We start from the raw sequence: 20395 nt of genomic DNA on the forward strand, positions 1-20395 counted from the left end.
GTCGGCACCTGTTGGCAGGACATTGATCCAGTCTTCCCCGAGGGAAGGCCAAGGAGTGAATGTCTTGAAGTCCAACCAACGCGCCACCATAGAGACACTGCTGGAGCGCAACACATCGCAACGCGAGATCGCCCGCATCACGGGCATCGACCGCAAGACGGTCAGGAGCTACCACCAGCGCTGGCTGGAGCAACTGCAGTCAAATTCCCCCGGGGTGGCCACCGGCTCGGCAGGTCAAATTCCCCCACCCTGGCCACCGGCTCCTGGGCCGGTGGCCACCTCCCTGTGCGAACCCTGGCGCGAGTTCATCGAAGCCCAGCTGCGGCTGAAGCGAAACGCCACGGCCATCTACCAGGACCTGGTCGACCAGCACGGCTTTGATGGCCAGTACAACTCGGTCAAACGCTTCTGTGCAAAGTTGCGGCACAAGGAGCCCGAGCAGTTCGATCGCCTGTCCTTCCTGCCCGGCGAGGAGATGCAGGTGGACTACGGCGAGGGCGCGCCCACCCGCGTGCCCGGCAGCGACCGGTACCGCAAGCCCCGCCTGTTCGTGGCCACCTTGCGGTATTCCCGTGCCAGTTTCCGGTGCGTGGTCTGGAAGTCCAGCCAGCAGATCTGGGCCGAGCTGCACGAGCGGGCCCTGCGGTACTTCGGGGGCTGCCCCCAGTACGTGGTGCTGGACAATCTGAAGGAAGGCGTCCTCAAGCCCGACCTGTACGAGCCCGATCTCAACCCGGTGTACGCCGCCGCCCTGGCGCACTACGGCGTGGTGGCCGACCCGGCGCGGGTGCGAGACCCCAACCGCAAGGGCACGGTGGAGCATGCCATCGGCCATACCCAGGCCACGGCCTTGAAGGGCCGGCGCTTTGAGTCCATCGAGGCCCAGAACGAGTTCCTGGCGCACTGGGAGAAGAGCTGGGCATCCAAGCGCATCCACGGCACCGAGCGACGCCAGGTGCAGGCCATGTTCGAGGAAGAGCGCAGCCACCTCAAACCCCTGCCAGTGCTGGGAATGCAGTATTTCGACGAGGCGGTGCGCACCGTCTGCGACGACAGCTGTGTGCGGGTGGATCACAGCAGCTACGCCGCTCGCCCGGCGAACATCGGCTCCAAGGTGTTGGTGCGCATCTACGCCCAGCGCATCGAGATTCGTGACATGCACACCCGTGCCTTGCTGCGCACCCACGCCAAGGCCGAGCGTCCCGGCACGGTGATTCTGCCCATGGAGGAGCGGGTGTTCAATCCGTCTCGCGAGACCCGCCTGATCCTGCGTCAGGCCGGCGAGATTGGTGAGCACGCCAGCCGGCTGTGTGAGCTGCTCTTTGCCATCGAGGGTCGTGTCGGGCAGCGCAAGCTCTGGGGCATTGTGGGACTCATGCGCCGTTACCCGGCGCACTGCATCAATGCCGCCTGCGCCCAGGCCCTGGAGCAAGGGGTCTACAGCTACAAGCGCGTGCTGGCGCTGACCGAAGCCCTCTTTGCCCAGGCGATGGCGGCCATCGAGGCTACCTGCGGCGAAGCACCCGCCGCCGGTGCCCACGCGCTGACGCAGCAGCATGAGCTCATCCGAGACGCTGAGGAGTACAGCGATCTCTTCGCGCTCGCCGCCGCCACGGCAAACACCACCACCACCACCACCACCACCACCAACCAACAACACCACCAAACGCACCGGGAGTTCAGCCATGAACATGATCGAGATCGAACGCGCGCTGCGCGAGCTGCGCCTGTCCGGCATCGCCGAGACCCTGTCCACCCGCGTGATGCAGGCCCAGGCCGCCCAGCAGCCTTTCCTGGAGACCTTCGCCGCCATGCTGCAAGACGAGCTGGACCGCCGGCGCTCTCGCCTGACCGAGCGCCGCTTCAAGCGCTCGGGTCTGGATGAGCGCCCCTCGCTGGCTGACTTCGACTGGCGTTTCAACCCGAAGCTGCCGCGCAGCGCCTGCTTCGAGTTGCACACCCTGAAGTTCATCGGCGAGGGGGCCAACGCGCTGATCATCGGCAAGCCGGGCACCGGCAAGAGCCATGTGGCCAAGGCCGTGGCCTACCAGGCCACGCTGCAGGGCTATGACGTGCGTTACCTGGAAGCCGACACCGAGTTCGCCCGTTACGCGCTGGCCACTACGGCAGAGCGCACCGAGCTGCTCAAGGACTGGGTCGCGCCGGACCTGCTCGTCCTCGATGACCTGTTCCTGGCCAGACGCATCAGCGAGCATGCCGCTGAAGTCCTACAGGCCATCGTGCACCAGCGCTACAAGCTGCGCCGCGCTGTTCTCATCACGTCCAACCGCGTGGTGCAGGACTGGGGCAAATACCTCGGCGACGCCACCATGGCCAGCACCATCCTGGATCGCCTCATGCACCGCTGCGCGATGCTGGAGTTCGAGGGCAAGAGCTACCGCCTCAAGGAGGCCGCTGCACGCATCGCCATCACACCCGAGTCGTCATAATCCGACCGTCCTGCCTGGGGGAATTTGGGGTGGCCAAGGGTGGGGGAATTTGACCTGGCCATCGGGGGCTCGATCAAGCCGGCACGGCCAGTGCCATCAATTACCTGGCTGATCAGATCGAAAGCTTTTTCTTCTACAGCAACACCTTGGGCATCCAGACCAAGAACTACGAACGCCAGTTCTCGCAATGGGCAGCCAATCTGCGCGGCCTCAAGACCGAAGCTGAAATTGCCCCGGTGGTCGATGCCACCTTGCGCCCTTACCTGCAAGACAAACTGGGCGAATTTCGCCAGCGGTTTCTGGCCTTGCGCGACAACGACTACCACCCCTTGTACCGCCTGCGCTATGTGCTGGGGCGCATGGAAAACACGTTGCTCGCCCAGTGCAACACCCCGCAAAAAGGCTTGCGCTACATCGACGGCCTGCAGGTCGAGCACATCCTTCCGCAAACTCCGCGCGATGGCGTCATTCCGCCTGCCCTGGCTGGCAACCGGGCCGAGTACGAGGCCCACGTGTACCGCCTGGGCAACGTCACCCTGCTGGAAAGTGTCATCAATCAGGCAGTCAACAGGTTCAATGACCTGGGCGGCACCTGGTTTGCCGACAAGCAGGCCGAGTACGCTAATTCCGGCTTGCTCAGCACCCAGCTGCTCGACCACACCTTCGCCATTGGTGTGAACACCAAAGTCAACAAACTGTCGGAGCAGCCCAGCGCAAACTTCCGTACTGCCCAGTGGGACGGGCAGGCCATTGGGCAGCGCCAAGCAGCCTTGCTGGAGCTGGCGATGGACACCTGGCGGCTCAACGGCCTTCGGCTTGACGCATGAGCGTGCGCTCCTTGTCGGCCCTGCGGGCGTGGTCGTTTCACGGGTGCCGTGGGGTGGAGGCGTTGCCGCCAGATGCTCAGGTTCAGGTGCGCACGCCGCCTTCCGTTGTCGCTGCCATTCGGCACGGGCTGCAAGTGGATTTGCACCCCTCGGCAACGGTGTAACCAATCTAACGGTGTAACCAATCCGTGCTGTTTGCGGTGCAGCGCCTCGCTACGATGCGCCCAAGCCGTTTTTGAAAATAAACCATGTCGCTCCATCGCAAAAGTCCCAGTCCACCCGTGTCTCGCCCCAAGTCCCCGCGCCTTCGCCGTGCTTCGCGCGGCGCGTCGGCGCGCCATCTCGTCAGCCCTGCGCAGTGGGCAGAGAGCGTGGCCATCGGCGCACCGCCCTCGCTGCGCATCTTCGCCATAGCGGGGGGGCAGGCCGCGCTGGCCGTGCTGCTGGCGATTGTGGCCACGCATTCCTCGCCCTGGCCTCAGCTGGTGGGATATGCGTCGCTCGGCGCGCTGGCGGCCTTGTTCGGGCGCTTTGCCACGGTGGAGCGGCGCATGCGCATCGTCGTGATCTGCGCGTTGCTGCTGGCGCTGGGGGTGCTGGTGCCGTCGCTGGCATCGTGGGCGGGCGCGCTGCCGTGGATGATGGTGCTGGCGCTGGCCCTGGTGGCCGGCGCATCCACCGTGGCGGTGTCGTGGTGGAGCCTGGGCGGGCCCGGGGCGGTGATCATTGTGTTTGCAGCGGGCGCTGCATACAACCCCGTGGGCAGTGGCGAGGAGGTGCTGGCCCGTGTGCTGGCCACACTCGCCGGTGGCGTGGTGGCGGTGTTGACTTGCCTGGTGACGGACCGCTGGCGAGCCCCTGAACTCAAAACCCTGCGCTTGCCGCCCCCGCATGTGGCCCCCTGGTCGCGCCAGTGGATTGCGGCGGGGCGCATCACCGCCTGTGCCGCGCTGGCGGCCTGGATTGCCTTCATGCTCGGCTGGCACCACCCGGCATGGGCGGCGATTGGTGCGGTGTCGGTCATGCAAGGCGGGCACCTGCACATCACCATGAACCGCGCGCTGCAGCGCATGGCAGGGACCGTCGTGGGCTCCTTCATCGTCTGGGCCATGCTGGCGCAGCAGCCTTCGTTCTGGGTGGTAGTGGCTGCGATTGTGCTGTTCCAGTTTCTGACCGAGGTCATCATTGGCTACAACTACGCGCTCGGCCAGATCACCGTGACGCCCATGGCGCTGCTCATGACCTACCTGGCATCGCCCACCGTGGCCGCGAGCATGCCGGTGGAGCGCGTGCTGGACACCATGCTGGGCGCGGTGCTGGGCATCGTGTTTGCCGTGGTGTTCTCCAGCGTGGACGACCGCATGCACCTGCATGAGCACCGCAGCAGGGCGCGCTGAGGTGGGATTGCATTGAGTTAAGCCTGTTGCGGAGGCAACCATACGCGTCTGGCGCAGTCGCAATGAAAAAAGGCGGGGCATTAGCCCCGCCTTTTGCGCCTGCGGCATGCAGCGCATGCCGGCATTTATCAGGTGTATCAGCCCAGTTTCGGCTGGGTTGGCGTGCCCGTCAGGTAGCCCACGGCAGCGCCGGACTTGTTCTTGTAGTTGGCGTTGATCAGCGGGTCGAGCTGGGCCTTGACCACGTTGTGGATGCCACCCCAGTCACCGGCATGCTGGAAGTTGCTCATGATGTAGGTCCAGCCGTTGATTTCGTCCACGGCGTGCAAGCCGGTGGATTCTCCGCCGGCAGGAATCGACATCACGCGCGACAGCTGCTTGGTGTCGATGTTGTAGGCCCACAGGAAGTTATTGACGTGCTGGCCGCTGTCTTCGCCGATGAACAGGGTGCGCATCTTTTCCGAGAATTTCAGATTGTCGGGGTTGGCGATGTTGTTCGGGTTGGCGGTGTTGCCCAGGGCATCGGCGGTGATGTCTTCACCGGCCAGCAGCGGCTTAGTGTCCACAGGCATCCATTCGCTGTTGATGGCAGCGCCCGCCGTGTCCTTGATGCCACCCTTAAGGTTGAGCGCCATGACGGCGCCGGCATTCAGGGCCTTGGGGATGGAGATGCCGTTGCCAGGCACGTTCGATGCGTTGCCGGCCACCATGGAGTCCCGGCAATTCTGCAGGGCAGAGTAGGCCACTTTGTCCTTGATGTTGACTGTGGTGCCTTCCATCTTCGAGAAGCCCATGCTGGCATCCAGGTAGGCGGCGTAGCGGTGGGTTTCGAGGAAGGCTGCGGCCTTTTCCATGCCGGGATTGATCTTGATCCATTCGGTCTTGCCGTTGGCGACGATCTTTTTGTAGCTCGCGTCGTTCGGATCCGCCTTTACCACGGTGATGATGTCCGTGGGCTTGAGCGTGCTGGCCAGCTTTTCGATTTCAGCGCTCGTGGCCGAGCCCATCTTGATCCAGGTGAGCGGGGCAGCCGTGCCGACCTTGGGATCGATGGAGAAGCCATTACCTACCTTGGCCACGTAGAGTGTGCCGGACGACAGGTCTTTTTCCTTGTCGGCCACGAACACGAAATAGCCGGCGTTGGTGGCGTCATCGCCCATCAGCACGGTGCGGTTGTCGGGCATGACCTGCACCAGCTCGTGCGAGATGCGGCCCATGCAGAAATGCTTCTTGATGCTGCCCGTGCCGTCGGGATTGACCGTGACTTCGGGCATGTGGCCGTAGTTGTAAGGGTTGGCCTTGGTGGCATCTCCATACAGGTTCTTGCTGAAGTCGTCCATGAAGTTGGCGCTGCGGGCGGCAAATGCGTCGGGCTCATACTCTTCGCTCGACAGATGCGTGCCCCAAGGCGAGATGCTGGCGCCGCAGGTAATCCACAGGCCGTGCACCTTGGAGGTGTCCACGTTGTGATATTTGACAAGGCTCAGCTTGCCGGTGGCCTGGTCCTGGTCCAGCGTCAGCACGGCGATGGGCGAGGGCAGCTTGCCGTACATGCCGGTCTTGCCGTCTTGCGCCCAGGTGGTGTATTCAAACTGCACCACCGCAAACACGGCCTTGCCCTTGAGGCCGGTGACCGTGGGGTTGGCCACCGTCAGCAGCGAAGTGCCATCGGGTGCGTCGGAGAAATAGTGGCGCTCTTTGCCGGGCACCGTGGCGTCAATGATGGGCTTGTTGTTGATGTCGTAGTAGCCGCCTGACAGGACGGTGCCGCCCTTGCCGTCGGAAACCATGTCACCCGTCACGAAGAAGGGCTGGTAGGCAAGCTGGTAAGCGCGCACGGAGTCGTCGCTGAGCTTGATGTTCAACGTGGAGCCCACGGTGGTCGTGGCCATGGCTGCGGCGTTGGCCAGCGAGGGTGCGGCCATCGACGTGAAGCTGGCGGAGACATAGCTGGGGTTGTCATTACCGCCGCCGCAAGCAGTCAGAAACGAAACAGAGGCGCTGGCACCGAGCGGCAGAAGGGGAACGCCTGCCAGGAATTGCAGGGCCTTACGGCGGGTGGGTGTCGTCGTGTGGGACATTTTTGGGTATTTCCAGGTTGGTATGCGGGCGGGGAAAAAGCGCCTTTGCGTGTCACCACCTGGCTTGTGGCGGCGTCAGGACTGGGCGCTATATCCAGCGGCAAATACTAGAAGCGCCTTGTGACAAACGTTTGACGTTCGCATGACGACTTGCCAATCGCTGCGAGTGTGGTTGCATAGGACTTTTACTGTCCGTGCGGGGTGTTTTCACACACCGGGATGCAACTGAGGGACGCAGGGAAGTCATGACGCTCGCGATGCCCAACCTGGTGCCGGGCTGCGTCTTGCTTTTTGTGCTCGCCGCATGGGGGACGCGTGAGTGCCGCGTGGAATGACATGAGCTTGGCTACCGCTCGCTGCCACAGTCCGACGGGCCCTCAGCCCTGCCGGCAGCGCCTTACACCGTGCCGTCAGGCCCCGGCGTGGAATCGGACGTCTGGCTGTGCAATGCCTGCGGCTCCGTCTTTCCTGGCGGCTCGAAGCAGTCCCGGAACGTGAAAACCACCGACGTGAAGAACATGGCCGCCATCATCATGGCCGCGCCCACCATGATGCCTCCCACCACCGAGGTGAGGCCGCCCACGGCCAGCAGGCCTGCCACCAGGCTGATCACCAGGCCGCCCAGCAAAAACACGCCCATCCAGGCCAGCCCATAGACCGTGAAGGCACCAAAATTGCGCAGGCAGGCCACGATGCTGAAGAACAGGCTTTTCACCGGCGGCACGCCGTGCCAGTGCACCAGGCCGGGTGCATGCCAGAACAGCAATGACAGGGGCAGGTAGAGCACCATGGCAAGCCACATGGCACCCTGGAAGGCGGGCGTTTCGGCCATCTCGCGGGTGAGCGGGGCGCCGCCCAGGTACACCTGCGCGAACTGGCCTCCGTCGATCAGGGCCGACAGGCCCATCACCGCGAGAAAACCCACCGCATACAGCGCGCCCAGCACCAGCATGTCGCGCAGGCGCTGGCGCCCGGTGCGAAAGGCCACCAGCAGCACGGCCGGCGTGGGAAAGCGGCCCTGCACGGCCTCGGCGGCGGCCACCATCATGGCCAGCGTGGCTGAGGGCAGCAGGGCCAGCGCCACGGCGGGGCCCACCAGCGGAATCATGGTGGCCAGCGACATGGCCGCCATGGCCATGAAAAACAGCGCTGCCAGTGCCATGGGTTGCCGCCAGAACGCCCGGATGCCGAGCTTGACCCAGGCCAGGCCGGTGCGTGCGGGGACGATGTGGAGTTTCATGGGGTGGCTTTGACAATCAGAAAAGGGCGCCGGGCCATGGGTGGCGCGGCAGCACGGGTGAATTTAACCCAGTGCCCCAGGGCGGCGTTGTGAAAGACCTCAGGCGTGCACCGGGTGGGCAATGCGGCCGCGCAGAACGCGTTCGAAATGCGCAGGATCGTGCGGGACGAGCATGGAGGCCTCGCGGGGCAGGTAAAAATCCCACAGCCGCGATATCCAGAACCGCAGGGCGCCGGCCCGCAGCATGGCGGGCAGCAGTTCGCGCTCTGCCGCGGTCAGGGGGCGTTCGGCCTGGTAGGCGTTCAGCATGCTGGCGGCGCGGGGGGCGTCGTGGGTGCCTTGCGCCAAGTCGATGCACCAGTCGTTCAGGCACACGGCCAGGTCGAACAGCCAGGTGTCCACGCCCGCAAAATAAAAGTCGAAGCAGCCGGTGAGCTCGTCGCCGTCAAACATCACGTTGTCGCGGAACAGGTCGGCATGCACCGGGCCGCGCGGCAGCGCCGCATAGGCCGACGATGCGGCCACATGGTTCTGGTAGGCCAGTTCGGCGCGCAGCAACGCGGCCTGTTCGGGGCCAATGCGGGGCAGCACCACGGGCACGGTTTCGTTCCACCAGGGCAGGCCGCGCAGGTTGGGCTGGCGCCGGTCAAAATCGCGCCCCGCCTGGTGCATGCGCGCCAGCATGGTGCCAACGGCTGCACAGTGCACGGGCTGCGGCGCCAGCTGGCTTTTGCCGCGCAGCTTGTTGACCACAGCGGCGGGCTTGCCGCACACGGTGTGCAGGATGTCGCCGTTTGCGTCGGGCCGGGGGTCGGGCACCGGCATGCCGCCGTGGGCCAGGTGCTTCATCAGGTACAGGTAGAACGGCAGTTGCTCTGCGGTGAGGCGCTCGAACAGCGTGAGCACGAATTCGCCCTGGTCGCTGGTGAGAAAGTAGTTGGTGTTCTCGATGCCGCCCTCAATGCCGCGCAGCGCCACCAGGTCACCCAGTTGCAAACGGCGCAGCAGTTCGCGCGCCTCATTCGTCGAGACTTCGGTAAAAACGGCCATCGCTCAGCGCAAATACGGGTAAGGAAAAAGGAAAGGGCTGCCGCCAGCGCGGTGTCAGAACTTGATCACGTTCCACACGCGCGGGGCGGTGTTGGTTTCGGCGCCGCTGCGGCTGCCGGCCCGGCTGCGGGCACTGTCGGGCGACTGCACTTCGTATTCGGGCAGGTCGCCCGTCTTGGGTTGCACGGTGATGCTCTGCGTCTGGCCGCCCACGCGCAGCTCGTCAACGCGGCTGCCCTCGTCTTCCACGCGGATGCGCTCGGCGCGCTGGTTTTTGCGGCCGTCCAGTTGCTCTGCATTTGGGAGCTGCTCGCGCTTGTCCGTATTGCCTTGCGGGGCATTTTGAGGGGTGGTCTGGGCCAGCAGGGGGCTGGCAGCCAGGCCCAGCAGCAAAAAGAGGTGAACAGCGCGCATGGCGCCATTGTAGGCGGCGTGTGCTTGCAAAGCAGCAGCGGCTTCGTGTGCACAATCGCCGCATGAGTGACAAAAAGACCCTGCTGCTGGTGGATGGCTCCAGCTACCTCTACCGCGCCTTCCATGCCATGCCCGACCTGCGCGCCGTGCCCGGCGACCCGGCCAGCCCCGCCACGGGCGCCATCCGCGGCATGATCAACATGATGCAAGCGCTGCGCAAGGAGGTGCATGCCGACTACGCCGCCTGCGTGTTCGACGCCAAGGGCCCCACCTTCCGCGACGAGATCTATCCTGAATACAAACAGCACCGCAGCCCCATGCCCGACGACCTGCGCGCGCAGATCCCGCCCATCCATGAGGTGGTGCGCCTGCTGGGCTGGCCGGTGCTGGACGTGCCCGGCGTCGAGGCCGACGACGTGATCGGCACGCTGGCCGTGACGGCGGCGCGCCAGGGCATTGAGGTGATCGTGAGCAGCGGCGACAAGGACTTGGCGCAGCTGGTGGACGAGCACATCACCATCATCGACACCATGAACGGCAAACGCCGCGACCTGGCTGGCGTGCAGGCCGAGTTCGGCGTGCCCGCGCGCCTGATGGTGGATTTTCAGACCCTGGTGGGCGACCAGGTGGACAACGTGCCCGGCGTGGAAAAGGTGGGCCCCAAGACGGCCGCCAAGTGGCTGCAGGAATATGGCTCGCTCGACGCCGTGGTGCAGAGCGCCGACAAGATCAAGGGCGTGGCCGGCGAGAACCTGCGCAAGGCGCTGGCCTGGCTGCCCACGGGCCGCCAGCTGCTCACCATCAAGACCGATTGCGACCTGGACAGCTATGTGCCGGGCTTTCCTGCTATTGAATCAATAGCTATAGGCGCAGAGAATACGGGGGCTTTAAGCGATTTTTACCAAAAATACGGCTTCAAGGGCCTGGCGCGCGCGCTGGGCGATGCCGCGTCACCCGCCGCCGCGCCCGCGCCCGCAGTGGCCATGCCGGGCCAGAGCGGCGATTTGTTCGCCGACCACTCCGCCAGCTCCGTGGCCGAGGCCGCGCAGCACCGCCCGGTGGTGTACGACACCATCCTGAACTGGACCGACTTTGACCACTGGCTGCAGCGCCTGCTGAAAGCCGAGCTGGTGGCGCTGGACACCGAAACCACCTCGCTGGATGAGATGCGCGCCGAAATCGTCGGCATCAGTTTCAGCGTGCAGCCCGGCGAGGCGGCCTACATCCCGCTGGCCCACGCCGGGCCGGATGCCCCCGCGCAGCTGCCGCGCGATGAAGTGCTGGCCCGCCTGGCGCCCTGGCTGCAAGACGCCAAGCGCCCCAAGCTGGGTCAGCACATCAAGTACGACCGCCATGTGTTCGCCAACCACGGCATCGAGGTGCGCGGCTATGTGCACGACACCATGCTGCAAAGCTATGTGCTCGAAGTGCACAAACCGCACAACCTCACCAGCCTGGCCGAGCGCCACACGGGCCGCAAGGGCATCAGCTACGAAGACCTGTGCGGCAAGGGCGCGCACCAGATCCCGTTTGCCCAGGTGCCGGTGGACAAGGCGGCGGCCTATTCGTGTGAAGACTCGGACCAGACGCTCGACGTGCACAACGCGCTGTGGCCGCTGCTGCAGGCCGATGACAAGCTGCGTTTCATCTACGAACTGGAAATCGCCAGCAGCGAGGCGCTCTACCGCATCGAGCGCAACGGCGTGCTGATCGACGCGCCCACGCTGGCCGCGCAAAGCCACGAGCTGGGCCAGCGCATCGTGCAGCTCGAAACCGATGCGTATGCGATTGCCGGCCAGCCCTTCAACCTGAGCAGCCCCAAGCAGCTGGGCGAAATTTTCTTCGACAAGCTGGGCATGCCCGTGGTCAAGAAGACCGCCACCGGCGCGCGCAGCACCGACGAAGAGGTGCTCGAAAAGCTCGCCGAAGACTACCCGCTGCCCGCCAAGCTGCTGGAGCACCGGTCCTTAAGCAAGCTCAAGGGCACCTACACCGACAAGCTGGCGCAGCTGGCGCTGCCGCGCACCGGGCGCGTGCACACGCACTACGCGCAGGCCGTGGCCGTGACGGGGCGGCTGTCGAGCAACGACCCCAATCTGCAGAACATCCCCATCCGCACAGTCGAGGGTCGGCGCATTCGCGAGGCCTTCGTGGCGCCGCCCGGCTGCGTGATCGCCAGCGCCGACTACAGCCAGATCGAGCTGCGCATCATGGCCCACTTGAGTGGCGACCATGCGCTGCTGCACGCCTTCCACGCCGGCCTGGACGTGCACCGCGCCACCGCCGCCGAGGTGTTTGGCGTGGCCGTGGACCAGGTGACCAGCGAGCAGCGCCGCTACGCCAAGGTCATCAACTTCGGCCTGATCTACGGCATGAGCAGCTTTGGCCTGGCCAAGAACCTGGGCATCGAGACCAAGGCCGCCGCCGCCTACATCGACCGCTACTTTCAGCGCTACCCCGGCGTCAAGCAATACATGGACGAAACCAAGGCCCAGGCCAAGGCGCGCGGCTATGTCGAGACGGTGTTCGGCCGCCGCCTGTACCTGCCCGAAATCAACTCGCCCAACGGCCCGCGCCGCGCCGGTGCCGAGCGCGCCGCCATCAACGCGCCCATGCAGGGCACGGCGGCCGACCTCATCAAGTTGGCCATGGTGGCCGTGCAAAAAGAACTCGATGCGCACAAGCCCGCCATCCAAATGATCATGCAGGTGCACGACGAACTGGTGTTTGAGCTGCCCGAGGGCGACGTGGACTGGCTCAAGAGCCACATCCCGCGCCTGATGGCCGAGGTGGCAGCGCTCAAGGTGCCGCTGCTGGCCGAGGTCGGCGTGGGGCCGAACTGGGACAAGGCGCATTGATGGCAACCTCCCGCGCAGGCGGGGGGAGCAGGCCACGGTGTAGGCATGGGGTCAGATCACGATTTCGCGCAGCGAAACTCGTGCTCTGACCCCATGCCGGACCACAAGGCGCCGCGTTGTCGGGCAGCCTGACATTCCGGCCATTCACCCGTTGCCATGGCATGCGGGCGTGATTTTTAAGTGTTTTCAGCCGCCAGCGCTTATGCAGCAAGCGCCAAAAGCTATCAAACTTGAAGCAAATGAATCCCTCTCCACCCACCCTGCGCCCCGCCACTTGGACCCCCGCCATCCGCATGGGCCTGTCGATTTCCGTCGCCACCGGCCTCTACGGCATCTCCTTTGGCGCCCTGGCCGTGGCCGCCGGCCTCACCGTGTGGCAGGCCATGGCGCTGAGCCTGCTCATGTTCACGGGCGGCTCGCAGTTCGCCTTCATCGGCGTCATCGCGGGCGGCGGCGCGGGCTCGGCTGCGTTGGGTGCGGCGGCACTGCTGGGCGTGCGCAACGCGGTGTACGGCATGCAGCTGAACGCCATGATCGCCCCCACCGGCTGGCGCAAGCCCGTGGCCGCGCAGCTCACCATCGACGAATCCGCCGCCACCGCTGCGGGCCAGACCGCAACGGATGAGCAGCGGCGCGGCTTCTGGACGGCGGGCTTGGGCGTTTTCGTGCTCTGGAACCTGTTCACCCTGCTCGGCGCCGTGCTGGGCGACGCCCTGGGCGACCCGCGCCGCTGGGGTCTGGACGGCGCTGCCGTCGCCGCCTTCCTGGCCCTGCTGTGGCCGCGCCTGAAACAGCGCGAACCCGTGGCGCTGGCCGTGCTGTGCGGCGTGGTCACTGCCCTGGCCGTGCCGCTGCTGCCGCCCGGCCTGCCCATTTTGCTGGCCGCCGTGGTCGGCGCCACCTGGGGCTGGTGGAGCCGGAGCACCGGCGCCGATGCGCCCCCGCAGGCACCGTCCGCAGCCACTACAACGGAGGCCCCATGACGCTCTGGACCGCCATCCTGCTGGCCTGCGCCGCCACCTACCTCACCAAACTGGCTGGCTACGCCGTGCCCGCCCGCTGGCTGCAAAACCCCCGCATGGCCCGCGTGGCAGGCGCCATCACCGTGGCGCTGCTGTCGGCGCTGACGGTGATGAACACCTTTGCCGCAGGCACCGCCCTGGTCATCGATGCGCGCCTTGCCGCGTTGGCCGTGGCGGCGCTGGCCTTGTGGCTGCGGCTGCCGTTCTTGCTGGTGGTGCTGCTGGGGGCGGCAGCAGCGGGGCTGGTGCGGTGGTGGGGGTGACTGGTTACTGGGCTGCTGTCGGCCAAGAGCAGTCGGTGGCGGCCAGTGAATGCAGACGATTAATGTTTGAGTTCACGGGCGAGCCGCCGATAGGCGGAGCGTGTCCTGCAACGAAAGGTTAGGGGCGGCCACGGATAACCAGTTGAGATAACTCCACAACTGAAAGCATGGGTGTTGAACGGTGGATGATTCGGTGGCAGTTCGAGCACAAGATGGCCAAAGCATCAAGCGTGGCGGTGACCGACTCCGTTGCTGCCGACAGCGGCACCAAATGATGAACCTCACAGAAGCCAGCTCCGAGGACGCCGTAGTGAGCGAAGAAATCGAAGCCGCATACTTCGCAGCACAAGCGCCCTTTGGCGTTGAGGATTGCAGCCTTCTTTGCTTCGACAATTGCCTGATTTCGTTCGCGGCGTAGATGAGATACAAGGTGCGCAGCACCTTCAGTCCCGGCAGCGGGAAGATCAATATCGGGAAGTACGGGAGGGGAAAGAGGATTGTCTTCGGCCTCAAGCGTTGAAAGGGCTTGAACAACTATCCCGTCGTCGTTGACGCGATTGAAGCCCAAGCTGAAGTTGCTTTGAGATTGCGGGCAAAGCAAATTCCGGCCCGCGTCAGTACACTCGTTCAGCACCCTGCCACACAGCCCGTGGCCAACCGATTTGCCTGAAGGAGCCCCCACATGACCGATTCATCCCCCTACACCCTGCCCGCCATCTGGCAATGGAACAAGGAGAGCGGCGGCAAGTTCGCCAGCATCAACCGCCCTATCGCGGGCGCCACGTACGACAAGGAGCTGCCCGTCGGCCGCAACCCGCTGCAGCTGTATTCGCTGGCCACGCCCAACGGCGTCAAGGTCACGGTCATGCTGGAAGAGCTGCTGGCCCTGGGCCACAGCGGCGCCGAGTACGACGCCTGGCTGATTCCCATCAACGAGGGTGCGCAGTTCAGCAGCGGTTTCGTTGCCGTCAACCCCAATTCCAAGATTCCGGCGCTGATGGACCGCAGCGGTGCCGAGCCGGTGCGTGTGTTCGAGTCCGGCGCCATCCTGCTGTACCTGGCCGAGAAGTTTGGTGCCTTTGTCCCCACCGATCCCGCCCGGCGGGCCGAGTGCCTGTCGTGGCTGTTCTGGCAGATGGGCAGCGCGCCGTTTCTGGGCGGCGGGTTCGGGCATTTTTACGCCTATGCGCCGACCAAGATCGAATACGCCATCGACCGCTATGCGATGGAGGTCAAGCGCCAGATGGATGTGCTCAACCAGCGCCTTGCCGCGCACGAATATCTGGCGGGCGATGAATACACCGTGGCCGATATGGCGGCCTGGCCTTGGTATGGCGCGCTGGCCAAGGGCCAGCTGTACGAGGCGGGTGAATTTTTGCAGGTGCATGAATACACCCATGTGGTGCGTTGGGCCGACCAGATTGCCAAGCGTCCGGCCGTGCAGCGCGGCCGCAAGGTCAACCGTACCTGGGGTGACCCTGCCAGCCAGCTGCACGAGCGACACGATGCCAGCGACTTCGACACCAAGACGCAGGACAAGCTGGCAGCAGCGTCCTGATCGTTGGTCCTTTTACCGTTGCAAAGGGTTTTCACATGATCACCTTGTATGACTGCGCCACCGCGCCCAGCCCTCGCCGCGCCCGCATCCTGCTGGCCGAAAAAGGCATTGCCCATGACACCGTGCAGGTGGACCTGCGCAGCGGCGAGCAACTGGGCGAGGCCTATCGGCGTATCAACCCGCAGTGCACGGTGCCTGCGCTGCGCACCGAAGAAGGTTTGTTGTTGACCGACAACGCGGCGATCATTGCTTATCTCGAAGCGCGTTATCCGCAACCTGCGCTGCTGGGCGAGACGCCCGAACAAAAGGCCGAGATCGCCAGCTGGAACTGGCGCGTGGAGTTTGAAGGCCTGCTGGCGATTGCCGAGGCGCTGCGCAACAGCGCGCCCGCCATGGCCAACCGGGCGCTGCCGGGCGCGGTGGACTACCCGCAAATCCCCGCGCTGGCCGAGCGCGGGCTGGCACGCATCGGGCAGTTTTTTGCGCTGCTGAACGAGCGCCTGGCGGGCCGCGACTTCATTGCCGCCGATCGCTTCAGCGTGGCCGACATCACGGCCGTGGTGGCGGTGGACTTTGCGCGCGTGGTCAAGCAAAAGCCGGGCGAGCAGCACCCGCATTTGCTGCGCTGGCGCGCGGCCATGGCGGCCCGGCCGTCAATGTCTTTGTAATCTCTGCATGAGCGCGGCCAAAACCTTGCTGATCGTTTACCACTCGCTCACGGGTGGCACGCGGCAGATGGCCGAGGCCGCGCGCATGGGTGCCGCAGCCGAAACGGGTTGTGTGGTGCGCCTGCTGCACGCCGCACAGGCTGGGCCGCAGGACGTGCTGGCGGCGGATGGCTATGTGTTTGCCACGCCTGAGAATCTGGCGGCGATGAGCGGGCAGCTCAAGGACTTTTTTGATCGCAGCTACTACGGGGTGCTCGATCGGGTCAACGGCCGCCCCTACGCCAGCCTGGTTTGCGCGGGCAGCGATGGCAGCAACGCGGCGCGGCAGATCGCGCGCATTGCCACCGGCTGGCGCCTCAAGGCGGTGGCCGAGCCGCTGATCGTGTGCACCCACGCCCAGACGCCCGAGGCCATTTTGGCGCCCAAGCACATTGGCGATGCAGACCTTGCGCGCTGCAGGGCGCTGGGCGAGGCGCTGGCGGCGGGGCTGGTGCTGGGGGTGTTTTAGGTTGCTATTTTGTTGATAGCTGATAGCGCTTATCCAGTAAGCGCTAGAGGCCTTTTTTTGGACCATGCTTGCACACCGGTGGCGCTGGGCTATGCCCGTGCAGGGAGGGAAGGGCGGAGGACACGCCCTAAACTGCAGCCTCGATTGACTTGAACCCTCGTTACCACAGGAGATGCGCCATGCTCAATGAAGATGCCTGTTCCGATGTCAACGCCTTGCTCCCCGGTCGCGCCACCGAGGCGGGAACCACCCGCCGCACCGCTTTGCAGGCGGCCATCGGCCTTGGCTATGCGGCAGCGGCGGCGCCGCTGATGGCGCAAACGGCCATTGCCACCCCGGCCGACGGGCTGGATGCGGGCGAGGTCAGCTTTACCGTCGGCGGCTTCAAGGTGCCTGCCTACCGCGCCGCGCCCGCGGGCAAGACGGGCCTGCCGGTGGTGCTGGTAATCCAGGAAATCTTTGGCGTGCACGAATACATCGCAGACACCTGCCGGCGCTTTGCCAAGGCCGGCTATCTGGCCATTGCGCCGCAGCTTTATGCGCGCCAGGGCGACCCGGCCGCCTACACCGAAGTGGGCAAGCTCATGGCCGAGGTGGTGGCCAAGGTGCCCGATGCGCAGGTGATGGCCGACCTCGATGGCGCCGTGCAATGGGCCGGGGCCAACGGCGGCGACCTGGCCCGGGTGGGCATTACGGGCTTTTGCTGGGGCGGGCGCATCACCTGGCTTTATGCCGCGCACGGCTCGGTGAAGGCCGGCGTGGCCTGGTATGGCCGCCTGGTGGGGCAGGCCAGCGAACTCACGCCCAAGCACCCGGTGGAGCTGGCGCCCATCCTCAAGGCCCCCGTGCTGGGTCTTTATGGCGAAAAAGACACCGGCATCCCCCTTGACACGATTGATAAGATGAAATCTGCCTTGGCCAGCGGAACGGCCGCCGCCAAGGCTTCGCAGTTCGTGGTGTACCCCGACGCGCCGCACGCTTTTCATGCCGACTACCGCGCCAGCTACCGCAAGGAAGCGGCGGAAGACGGCTGGAAGCGTGCGCTGGCCTGGTTCAAGGCCCACGGCGTGGTCTGAAACGGCCTTACCCTTTGCACCAGCCGCCCCGGCCGCAGCGGGGGCGGCTTCGTTTTTTGGGGACGCGTGCACCGCATTTTTGGTCAAAACATGCCCCTGGGCATATATAACAAGCGCATATAGCTATGACTTTGGTAGCAATTATTTTGGCCACCCTGGCGGCGGGCATCGGCAGCGTATGGCTGGCAGCGCTGCTGATGGGCGCGGGGCTCAAAGGCGGCGGCAGCAGTGTGGGGCCGCAGCGCCTGCTCAGCCTGGCGGCCGGTGCCCTGCTGGCCACGGCCTTCATGCACTTGCTGCCCGAAGCGTTCGAGAGCCCTGTGGACGGCCACGACCTGTTCACCGCGCTGCTGGTGGGCCTGGTGTTTTTCTTTCTGCTCGACAAGGCCGAGCTGTGGCACCACGGCCACGAGCACAGCCATGAGGCGCCGCCCGCAACCGGGCATGGCGAGACGGGGCATGACCATGCACAGGAGGTGCTGCACGGGCGTGCGCACGCACATGCAGATGGGCACGAACACGAGCACCGCCACGCCCACGCCCACGCCCACCACCATGGTCCCAAGACGGCAGGGGGCTGGGCGGTGCTCACCGGCGACAGCGTGCATTGCTTTGGCGACGGCATCCTGATTGCCTCGGCCTTCGTGGCGGATATGCGGTTGGGCGTGATTGCCGCGGTTTCCGTGCTGGCCCACGAGGTGCCCCACCACATGGGCGACCTGGTGGTGCTGCGCCAGGCGAGCCCGAACCGGCGCATGGCGCTGGTTAAGGTCTCGCTGGCCGGAGCTGTGACGGCACTGGGCGGGCTGGTGGGGTATTTCCTGGTCGGACAGTTGCACGACTGGCTGCCGTATTTTCTGGTCGTGGCGTCCAGCAGCTTTGTCTATGTGGCCCTGGCCGATCTGATTCCGCAGCTGCAAAAACGCCTGTCGGCACGCGAAACACTGGCCCAGATTGTCTGGCTGCTGGTGGGTATGGGCCTCGTGATGCTGGTGAGCGGCGCGGCGCATTTGCACTGAGATCGTGAACGCGTTCTGAGGGCATTGCGATACCCGGTTTGCGCTTCGCCGGTCAGCCCGCCAGCTCCTCGCGCACCGCCGCCACCTGCCGGCGCGACACCATCAGCAGCTCGGTCAGCCCCTGAAGGCGCACGGCCCAGCCTTCACCTTCGTCGGGGTCGTAGTGTTTTTCCAGCGCACGCACGGCGCGGCGCGCTACCAGCGCGTTGCGGTGGATGCGCAGGTAGCGCGGGGCGAACTTGGCCTCCAGCTCGCTCAAGGAGCCATCCATGATGTAGCTGCGCGTGATGGTGCGCACGGTCACATATTTCAGCTCGGCCTTGAAATACAGCACCTCGGCCAGCGGCAGGCGCTCGGTGCGGCCGCGGTCCTGGATCAGCAGGGTTTCGCCGTCGGCGGCGCTGGCGGCACTGTGGCTGCCGGGGGCGACGGCGGGTGCGCCCCGCCGGTGGCTGCGCTGGGCCTTGGTCAGGGCCTGCAGCAGGCGTTCGCGCCGCACGGGCTTGGTGAGGTAGTCCACGGCGTCGAGTTCGAAGGCGCTCACGGCGTGGTCGGCGTGGGCGGTCACAAACACCACGGCGGGGGGGTGCGGCAGCGCTTGCACGGCATGGGCCAGGCTCAGGCCGTCCTGGCCGGGCATGCGGATGTCCAGCAGCAGCAGGTCGAATGCGCGCCCGCCTGTGGGGCTGAGTTGCGCCAGGGCTTCGCCCGTGTTGGCGGCTTCGGCCACGGTGGTGCGCACGGTGTCCTGGCAATCACCCAGCAGGGTGCGCAGTCGGCTGCGGGCCAGGGCTTCGTCGTCAACGATGAGGATGTTCATGGCTTGGAGCGGCGCGGGGTTCTGGATGCGTGCGCTGGAGCGGCAGGCTTTGGCTTGGTGGGGACCGGCAGGGTGATGCGCACCTGGTACAGGCCATCCTGCACGCCCGCGCTGAACGCGCCCTGCACATCATGCAGCAGCGCCAGACGGGCGCGCACGTTGTCCAGCGCAATGCCGTGGCCGCGCGGCATGCCGTGGGTGCGGGTGTTGGTGTCGGGCAGGGTGTTGGTGATGCGCACCACCACGCGGCTGCCGCGCAGCTCGGTCAGCACGCGCAGCTTGCCGCCGCGCGCGCTGGGCTCCACGCCGTGCTTGACGGCGTTTTCCACCAGCGGCTGCAGCAGCAGCGGGGGCAGGCGGGCGTTGTCGGTGCGCGGGTCCAGGCTCCACTGCACCTGCAGGCGCTGGCCAAAGCGCACCTCTTCAATCGCCAGGTAGCGCTGCGCGAGCGTGATCTCTTCGGCCAGCGTGACCGATTCGCCCTGCTCCACCAGCGCATGGCGAAACAGATCGCTCAGGTCTTCGAGCAGCGACTCGGCCTTGGCCGGCTCTGCGCGCACCAGCGCAATGGCGCTGTTGAGCGTGTTGAACAGAAAGTGCGGGCGGATGCGCGACTGCAGCTCGGCCAGGCGCGCCGTGGTGGCCGCCGGGGTGCGCCCGCGTGCGCGCATCACCAGCGCGGCCACCAGCGCTGCCGACAGCAGCGCGCCGCTGGCCGCGCTGGCCAGCCAGGGCGCTTGTTCTGCCACGCCCACCAGGGCCAGCATGGCGCAGGCATACAGCCCCGCCAGGGTGCCCAGCAGCACGCCCGCCACAAACTGGCCGTTGGTGCCCAGGCGCTGCAACACGGTCTTGAAGCTGCAGGCGGCAATCAGCCAGACCAGCGTGGCGGGCAGGGCGCCACCTGTCAGCAGCGACACGCGTGCCAGCCACTCCAGCGGCGTGCTGGCGCCATACAGCGCGCCCACGCCCAGCACGATTTCCACAAACAGCACGGCGCGCAGCACCACGCCCACATGGCAGGCATCGAACACCAGCGCACGCTGCACTTTGCCAAGCAGGCGCGGCTTTGCGGGCGCCGTTTCCAGCTCCAGGGGCTGGGTCGATAAAATTTGCTTGTTTTGCATTGAGGCATCCGGCTGTT

The 20395-nt window shown here is 65.6% G+C and carries 18 protein-coding genes and 1 pseudogene; 12 read left to right on the forward strand and 7 right to left on the reverse strand.

Annotated features, from left to right (window positions below; genetic code table 11):
- Window positions 1-22: 22 nt before the first annotated feature.
- The 4 genes and pseudogenes from istA to CCX87_RS04985 form a co-directional block, all read left to right on the forward strand.
- Window positions 23-1606, forward strand: a pseudogene (gene istA, locus CCX87_RS04970) (IS21 family transposase); the annotation flags it as partial.
- Window positions 1607-1685: 79 nt separating this feature from the next.
- Complete coding sequence (gene istB / locus CCX87_RS04975) at window positions 1686-2450, forward strand: IS21-like element helper ATPase IstB (protein ID WP_056269326.1); 765 nt, start codon at window positions 1686-1688, stop codon at window positions 2448-2450.
- Window positions 2451-2596: 146 nt separating this feature from the next.
- A complete protein-coding gene (locus CCX87_RS04980; RefSeq protein WP_157667105.1) occupies window positions 2597-3277 on the forward strand; it encodes an HNH endonuclease family protein in 681 nt (226 codons plus the stop codon).
- A gap of 248 nt (window positions 3278-3525) precedes the next feature.
- The gene (locus tag CCX87_RS04985) at window positions 3526-4674 is read left to right on the forward strand and encodes an FUSC family protein (RefSeq protein ID WP_087744247.1); all 1149 of its coding nucleotides are present in this window, start codon (window positions 3526-3528) and stop codon (window positions 4672-4674) included.
- Between the two features lie 137 nt (window positions 4675-4811).
- Here the strand turns inward: CCX87_RS04985 and CCX87_RS04990 are convergent, their stop codons facing one another.
- The 4 genes from CCX87_RS04990 to CCX87_RS05005 all read right to left on the reverse strand — a co-directional run bounded on the left by CCX87_RS04990 (window position 4812) and on the right by CCX87_RS05005 (window position 9459).
- Complete coding sequence (locus CCX87_RS04990; RefSeq protein ID WP_087744249.1) at window positions 4812-6755, reverse strand: PhoX family protein; 1944 nt, start codon at window positions 6753-6755, stop codon at window positions 4812-4814.
- Window positions 6756-7152: 397 nt separating this feature from the next.
- Window positions 7153-7995, reverse strand: coding sequence for a BPSS1780 family membrane protein (locus CCX87_RS04995; protein ID WP_087744252.1), 843 nt, complete (start codon window positions 7993-7995; stop codon window positions 7153-7155).
- A gap of 99 nt (window positions 7996-8094) precedes the next feature.
- The gene (locus CCX87_RS05000) at window positions 8095-9045 is read right to left on the reverse strand and encodes a homoserine kinase (RefSeq protein ID WP_087744254.1); all 951 of its coding nucleotides are present in this window, start codon (window positions 9043-9045) and stop codon (window positions 8095-8097) included.
- 54 nt (window positions 9046-9099) lie between these two features.
- Window positions 9100-9459 carry a hypothetical protein gene (locus CCX87_RS05005; RefSeq protein ID WP_087744257.1) on the reverse strand — a complete coding sequence of 120 codons (360 nt, stop codon included), beginning with the start codon at window positions 9457-9459 and terminating at the stop codon, window positions 9100-9102.
- A gap of 62 nt (window positions 9460-9521) precedes the next feature.
- Between CCX87_RS05005 and polA the strand changes: the two genes are divergently transcribed.
- The 3 genes from polA (at window position 9522) to CCX87_RS05020 (ending at window position 13602) form a co-directional block, all read left to right on the forward strand.
- The gene (gene polA / locus CCX87_RS05010; protein WP_087744260.1) at window positions 9522-12317 is read left to right on the forward strand and encodes a DNA polymerase I; all 2796 of its coding nucleotides are present in this window, start codon (window positions 9522-9524) and stop codon (window positions 12315-12317) included.
- Between the two features lie 239 nt (window positions 12318-12556).
- Window positions 12557-13300: an AzlC family ABC transporter permease gene (locus CCX87_RS05015; RefSeq protein WP_087744263.1), complete on the forward strand. Its 744-nt coding sequence runs from the start codon at window positions 12557-12559 to the stop codon at window positions 13298-13300.
- On the forward strand, window positions 13297-13602 hold the full coding sequence (locus CCX87_RS05020) for an AzlD domain-containing protein (RefSeq protein ID WP_087744265.1): 306 nt from the start codon (window positions 13297-13299) through the stop codon (window positions 13600-13602). The genes CCX87_RS05015 and CCX87_RS05020 overlap by 4 nt, the downstream gene beginning before the upstream one ends.
- Before the next feature lie 118 nt (window positions 13603-13720).
- On the opposite strand, the gene CCX87_RS05025 is transcribed toward CCX87_RS05020, so the two are convergent.
- Window positions 13721-14170, reverse strand: coding sequence for an HNH endonuclease (locus tag CCX87_RS05025; RefSeq protein WP_232476489.1), 450 nt, complete (start codon window positions 14168-14170; stop codon window positions 13721-13723).
- Between the two features lie 114 nt (window positions 14171-14284).
- Between CCX87_RS05025 and yghU the strand changes: the two genes are divergently transcribed.
- From yghU to CCX87_RS05050, 5 genes are all read left to right on the forward strand, one after another.
- Window positions 14285-15160, forward strand: a complete 876-nt coding sequence (gene yghU / locus CCX87_RS05030; protein ID WP_087744270.1) for a glutathione-dependent disulfide-bond oxidoreductase — start codon at window positions 14285-14287, stop codon at window positions 15158-15160.
- Between the two features lie 35 nt (window positions 15161-15195).
- A complete protein-coding gene (locus CCX87_RS05035; protein WP_087744272.1) occupies window positions 15196-15828 on the forward strand; it encodes a glutathione S-transferase family protein in 633 nt (210 codons plus the stop codon).
- Between the two features lie 7 nt (window positions 15829-15835).
- Window positions 15836-16336: a flavodoxin family protein gene (locus CCX87_RS05040; protein ID WP_087744274.1), complete on the forward strand. Its 501-nt coding sequence runs from the start codon at window positions 15836-15838 to the stop codon at window positions 16334-16336.
- A 179-nt stretch (window positions 16337-16515) separates the two neighbouring features.
- Window positions 16516-17412, forward strand: coding sequence for a dienelactone hydrolase family protein (locus CCX87_RS05045; RefSeq protein ID WP_087744276.1), 897 nt, complete (start codon window positions 16516-16518; stop codon window positions 17410-17412).
- A gap of 125 nt (window positions 17413-17537) precedes the next feature.
- Entirely contained in the window at window positions 17538-18431 is an 894-nt protein-coding gene (locus CCX87_RS05050; protein ID WP_087744278.1) for a ZIP family metal transporter, read from the forward strand.
- Window positions 18432-18483: 52 nt separating this feature from the next.
- Here the strand turns inward: CCX87_RS05050 and CCX87_RS05055 are convergent, their stop codons facing one another.
- Both CCX87_RS05055 and CCX87_RS05060 read right to left on the reverse strand, forming a co-directional pair.
- Entirely contained in the window at window positions 18484-19251 is a 768-nt protein-coding gene (locus tag CCX87_RS05055) for a LytR/AlgR family response regulator transcription factor (RefSeq protein ID WP_087744283.1), read from the reverse strand.
- Window positions 19248-20378: a sensor histidine kinase gene (locus tag CCX87_RS05060; protein WP_087744285.1), complete on the reverse strand. Its 1131-nt coding sequence runs from the start codon at window positions 20376-20378 to the stop codon at window positions 19248-19250. The genes CCX87_RS05055 and CCX87_RS05060 overlap by 4 nt, the downstream gene beginning before the upstream one ends.
- Window positions 20379-20395: the final 17 nt, after the last annotated feature.

This window comes from Acidovorax sp. T1 (genome assembly GCF_002176815.1).
Taxonomy (GTDB): Bacteria; Pseudomonadota; Gammaproteobacteria; order Burkholderiales; family Burkholderiaceae_C; genus Acidovorax.

Bases quoted from the DNA above. Each gene is read 5' to 3' on its own strand.
- CCX87_RS04985 (WP_087744247.1), top strand. From the start codon at position 3,526: ATGTCGCTCCATCGCAAAAGTCCCAGTCCACCCGTGTCTCGCCCCAAG.
- CCX87_RS05020 (WP_087744265.1), top strand. From the start codon at position 13,297: ATGACGCTCTGGACCGCCATCCTGCTGGCCTGCGCCGCCACCTACCTC.
- CCX87_RS05005 (WP_087744257.1), bottom strand. From the start codon at position 9,459: ATGCGCGCTGTTCACCTCTTTTTGCTGCTGGGCCTGGCTGCCAGCCCC.
- polA (WP_087744260.1), top strand. From the start codon at position 9,522: ATGAGTGACAAAAAGACCCTGCTGCTGGTGGATGGCTCCAGCTACCTC.
- CCX87_RS05060 (WP_087744285.1), bottom strand. From the start codon at position 20,378: ATGCAAAACAAGCAAATTTTATCGACCCAGCCCCTGGAGCTGGAAACG.
- CCX87_RS04995 (WP_087744252.1), bottom strand. From the start codon at position 7,995: ATGAAACTCCACATCGTCCCCGCACGCACCGGCCTGGCCTGGGTCAAG.
- yghU (WP_087744270.1), top strand. From the start codon at position 14,285: ATGACCGATTCATCCCCCTACACCCTGCCCGCCATCTGGCAATGGAAC.
- CCX87_RS05045 (WP_087744276.1), top strand. From the start codon at position 16,516: ATGCTCAATGAAGATGCCTGTTCCGATGTCAACGCCTTGCTCCCCGGT.
- CCX87_RS05015 (WP_087744263.1), top strand. From the start codon at position 12,557: ATGAATCCCTCTCCACCCACCCTGCGCCCCGCCACTTGGACCCCCGCC.
- CCX87_RS05055 (WP_087744283.1), bottom strand. From the start codon at position 19,251: ATGAACATCCTCATCGTTGACGACGAAGCCCTGGCCCGCAGCCGACTG.
- CCX87_RS05000 (WP_087744254.1), bottom strand. From the start codon at position 9,045: ATGGCCGTTTTTACCGAAGTCTCGACGAATGAGGCGCGCGAACTGCTG.
- CCX87_RS05040 (WP_087744274.1), top strand. From the start codon at position 15,836: ATGAGCGCGGCCAAAACCTTGCTGATCGTTTACCACTCGCTCACGGGT.
- istB (WP_056269326.1), top strand. From the start codon at position 1,686: ATGAACATGATCGAGATCGAACGCGCGCTGCGCGAGCTGCGCCTGTCC.
- CCX87_RS04990 (WP_087744249.1), bottom strand. From the start codon at position 6,755: ATGTCCCACACGACGACACCCACCCGCCGTAAGGCCCTGCAATTCCTG.
- CCX87_RS05035 (WP_087744272.1), top strand. From the start codon at position 15,196: ATGATCACCTTGTATGACTGCGCCACCGCGCCCAGCCCTCGCCGCGCC.
- CCX87_RS05050 (WP_087744278.1), top strand. From the start codon at position 17,538: ATGACTTTGGTAGCAATTATTTTGGCCACCCTGGCGGCGGGCATCGGC.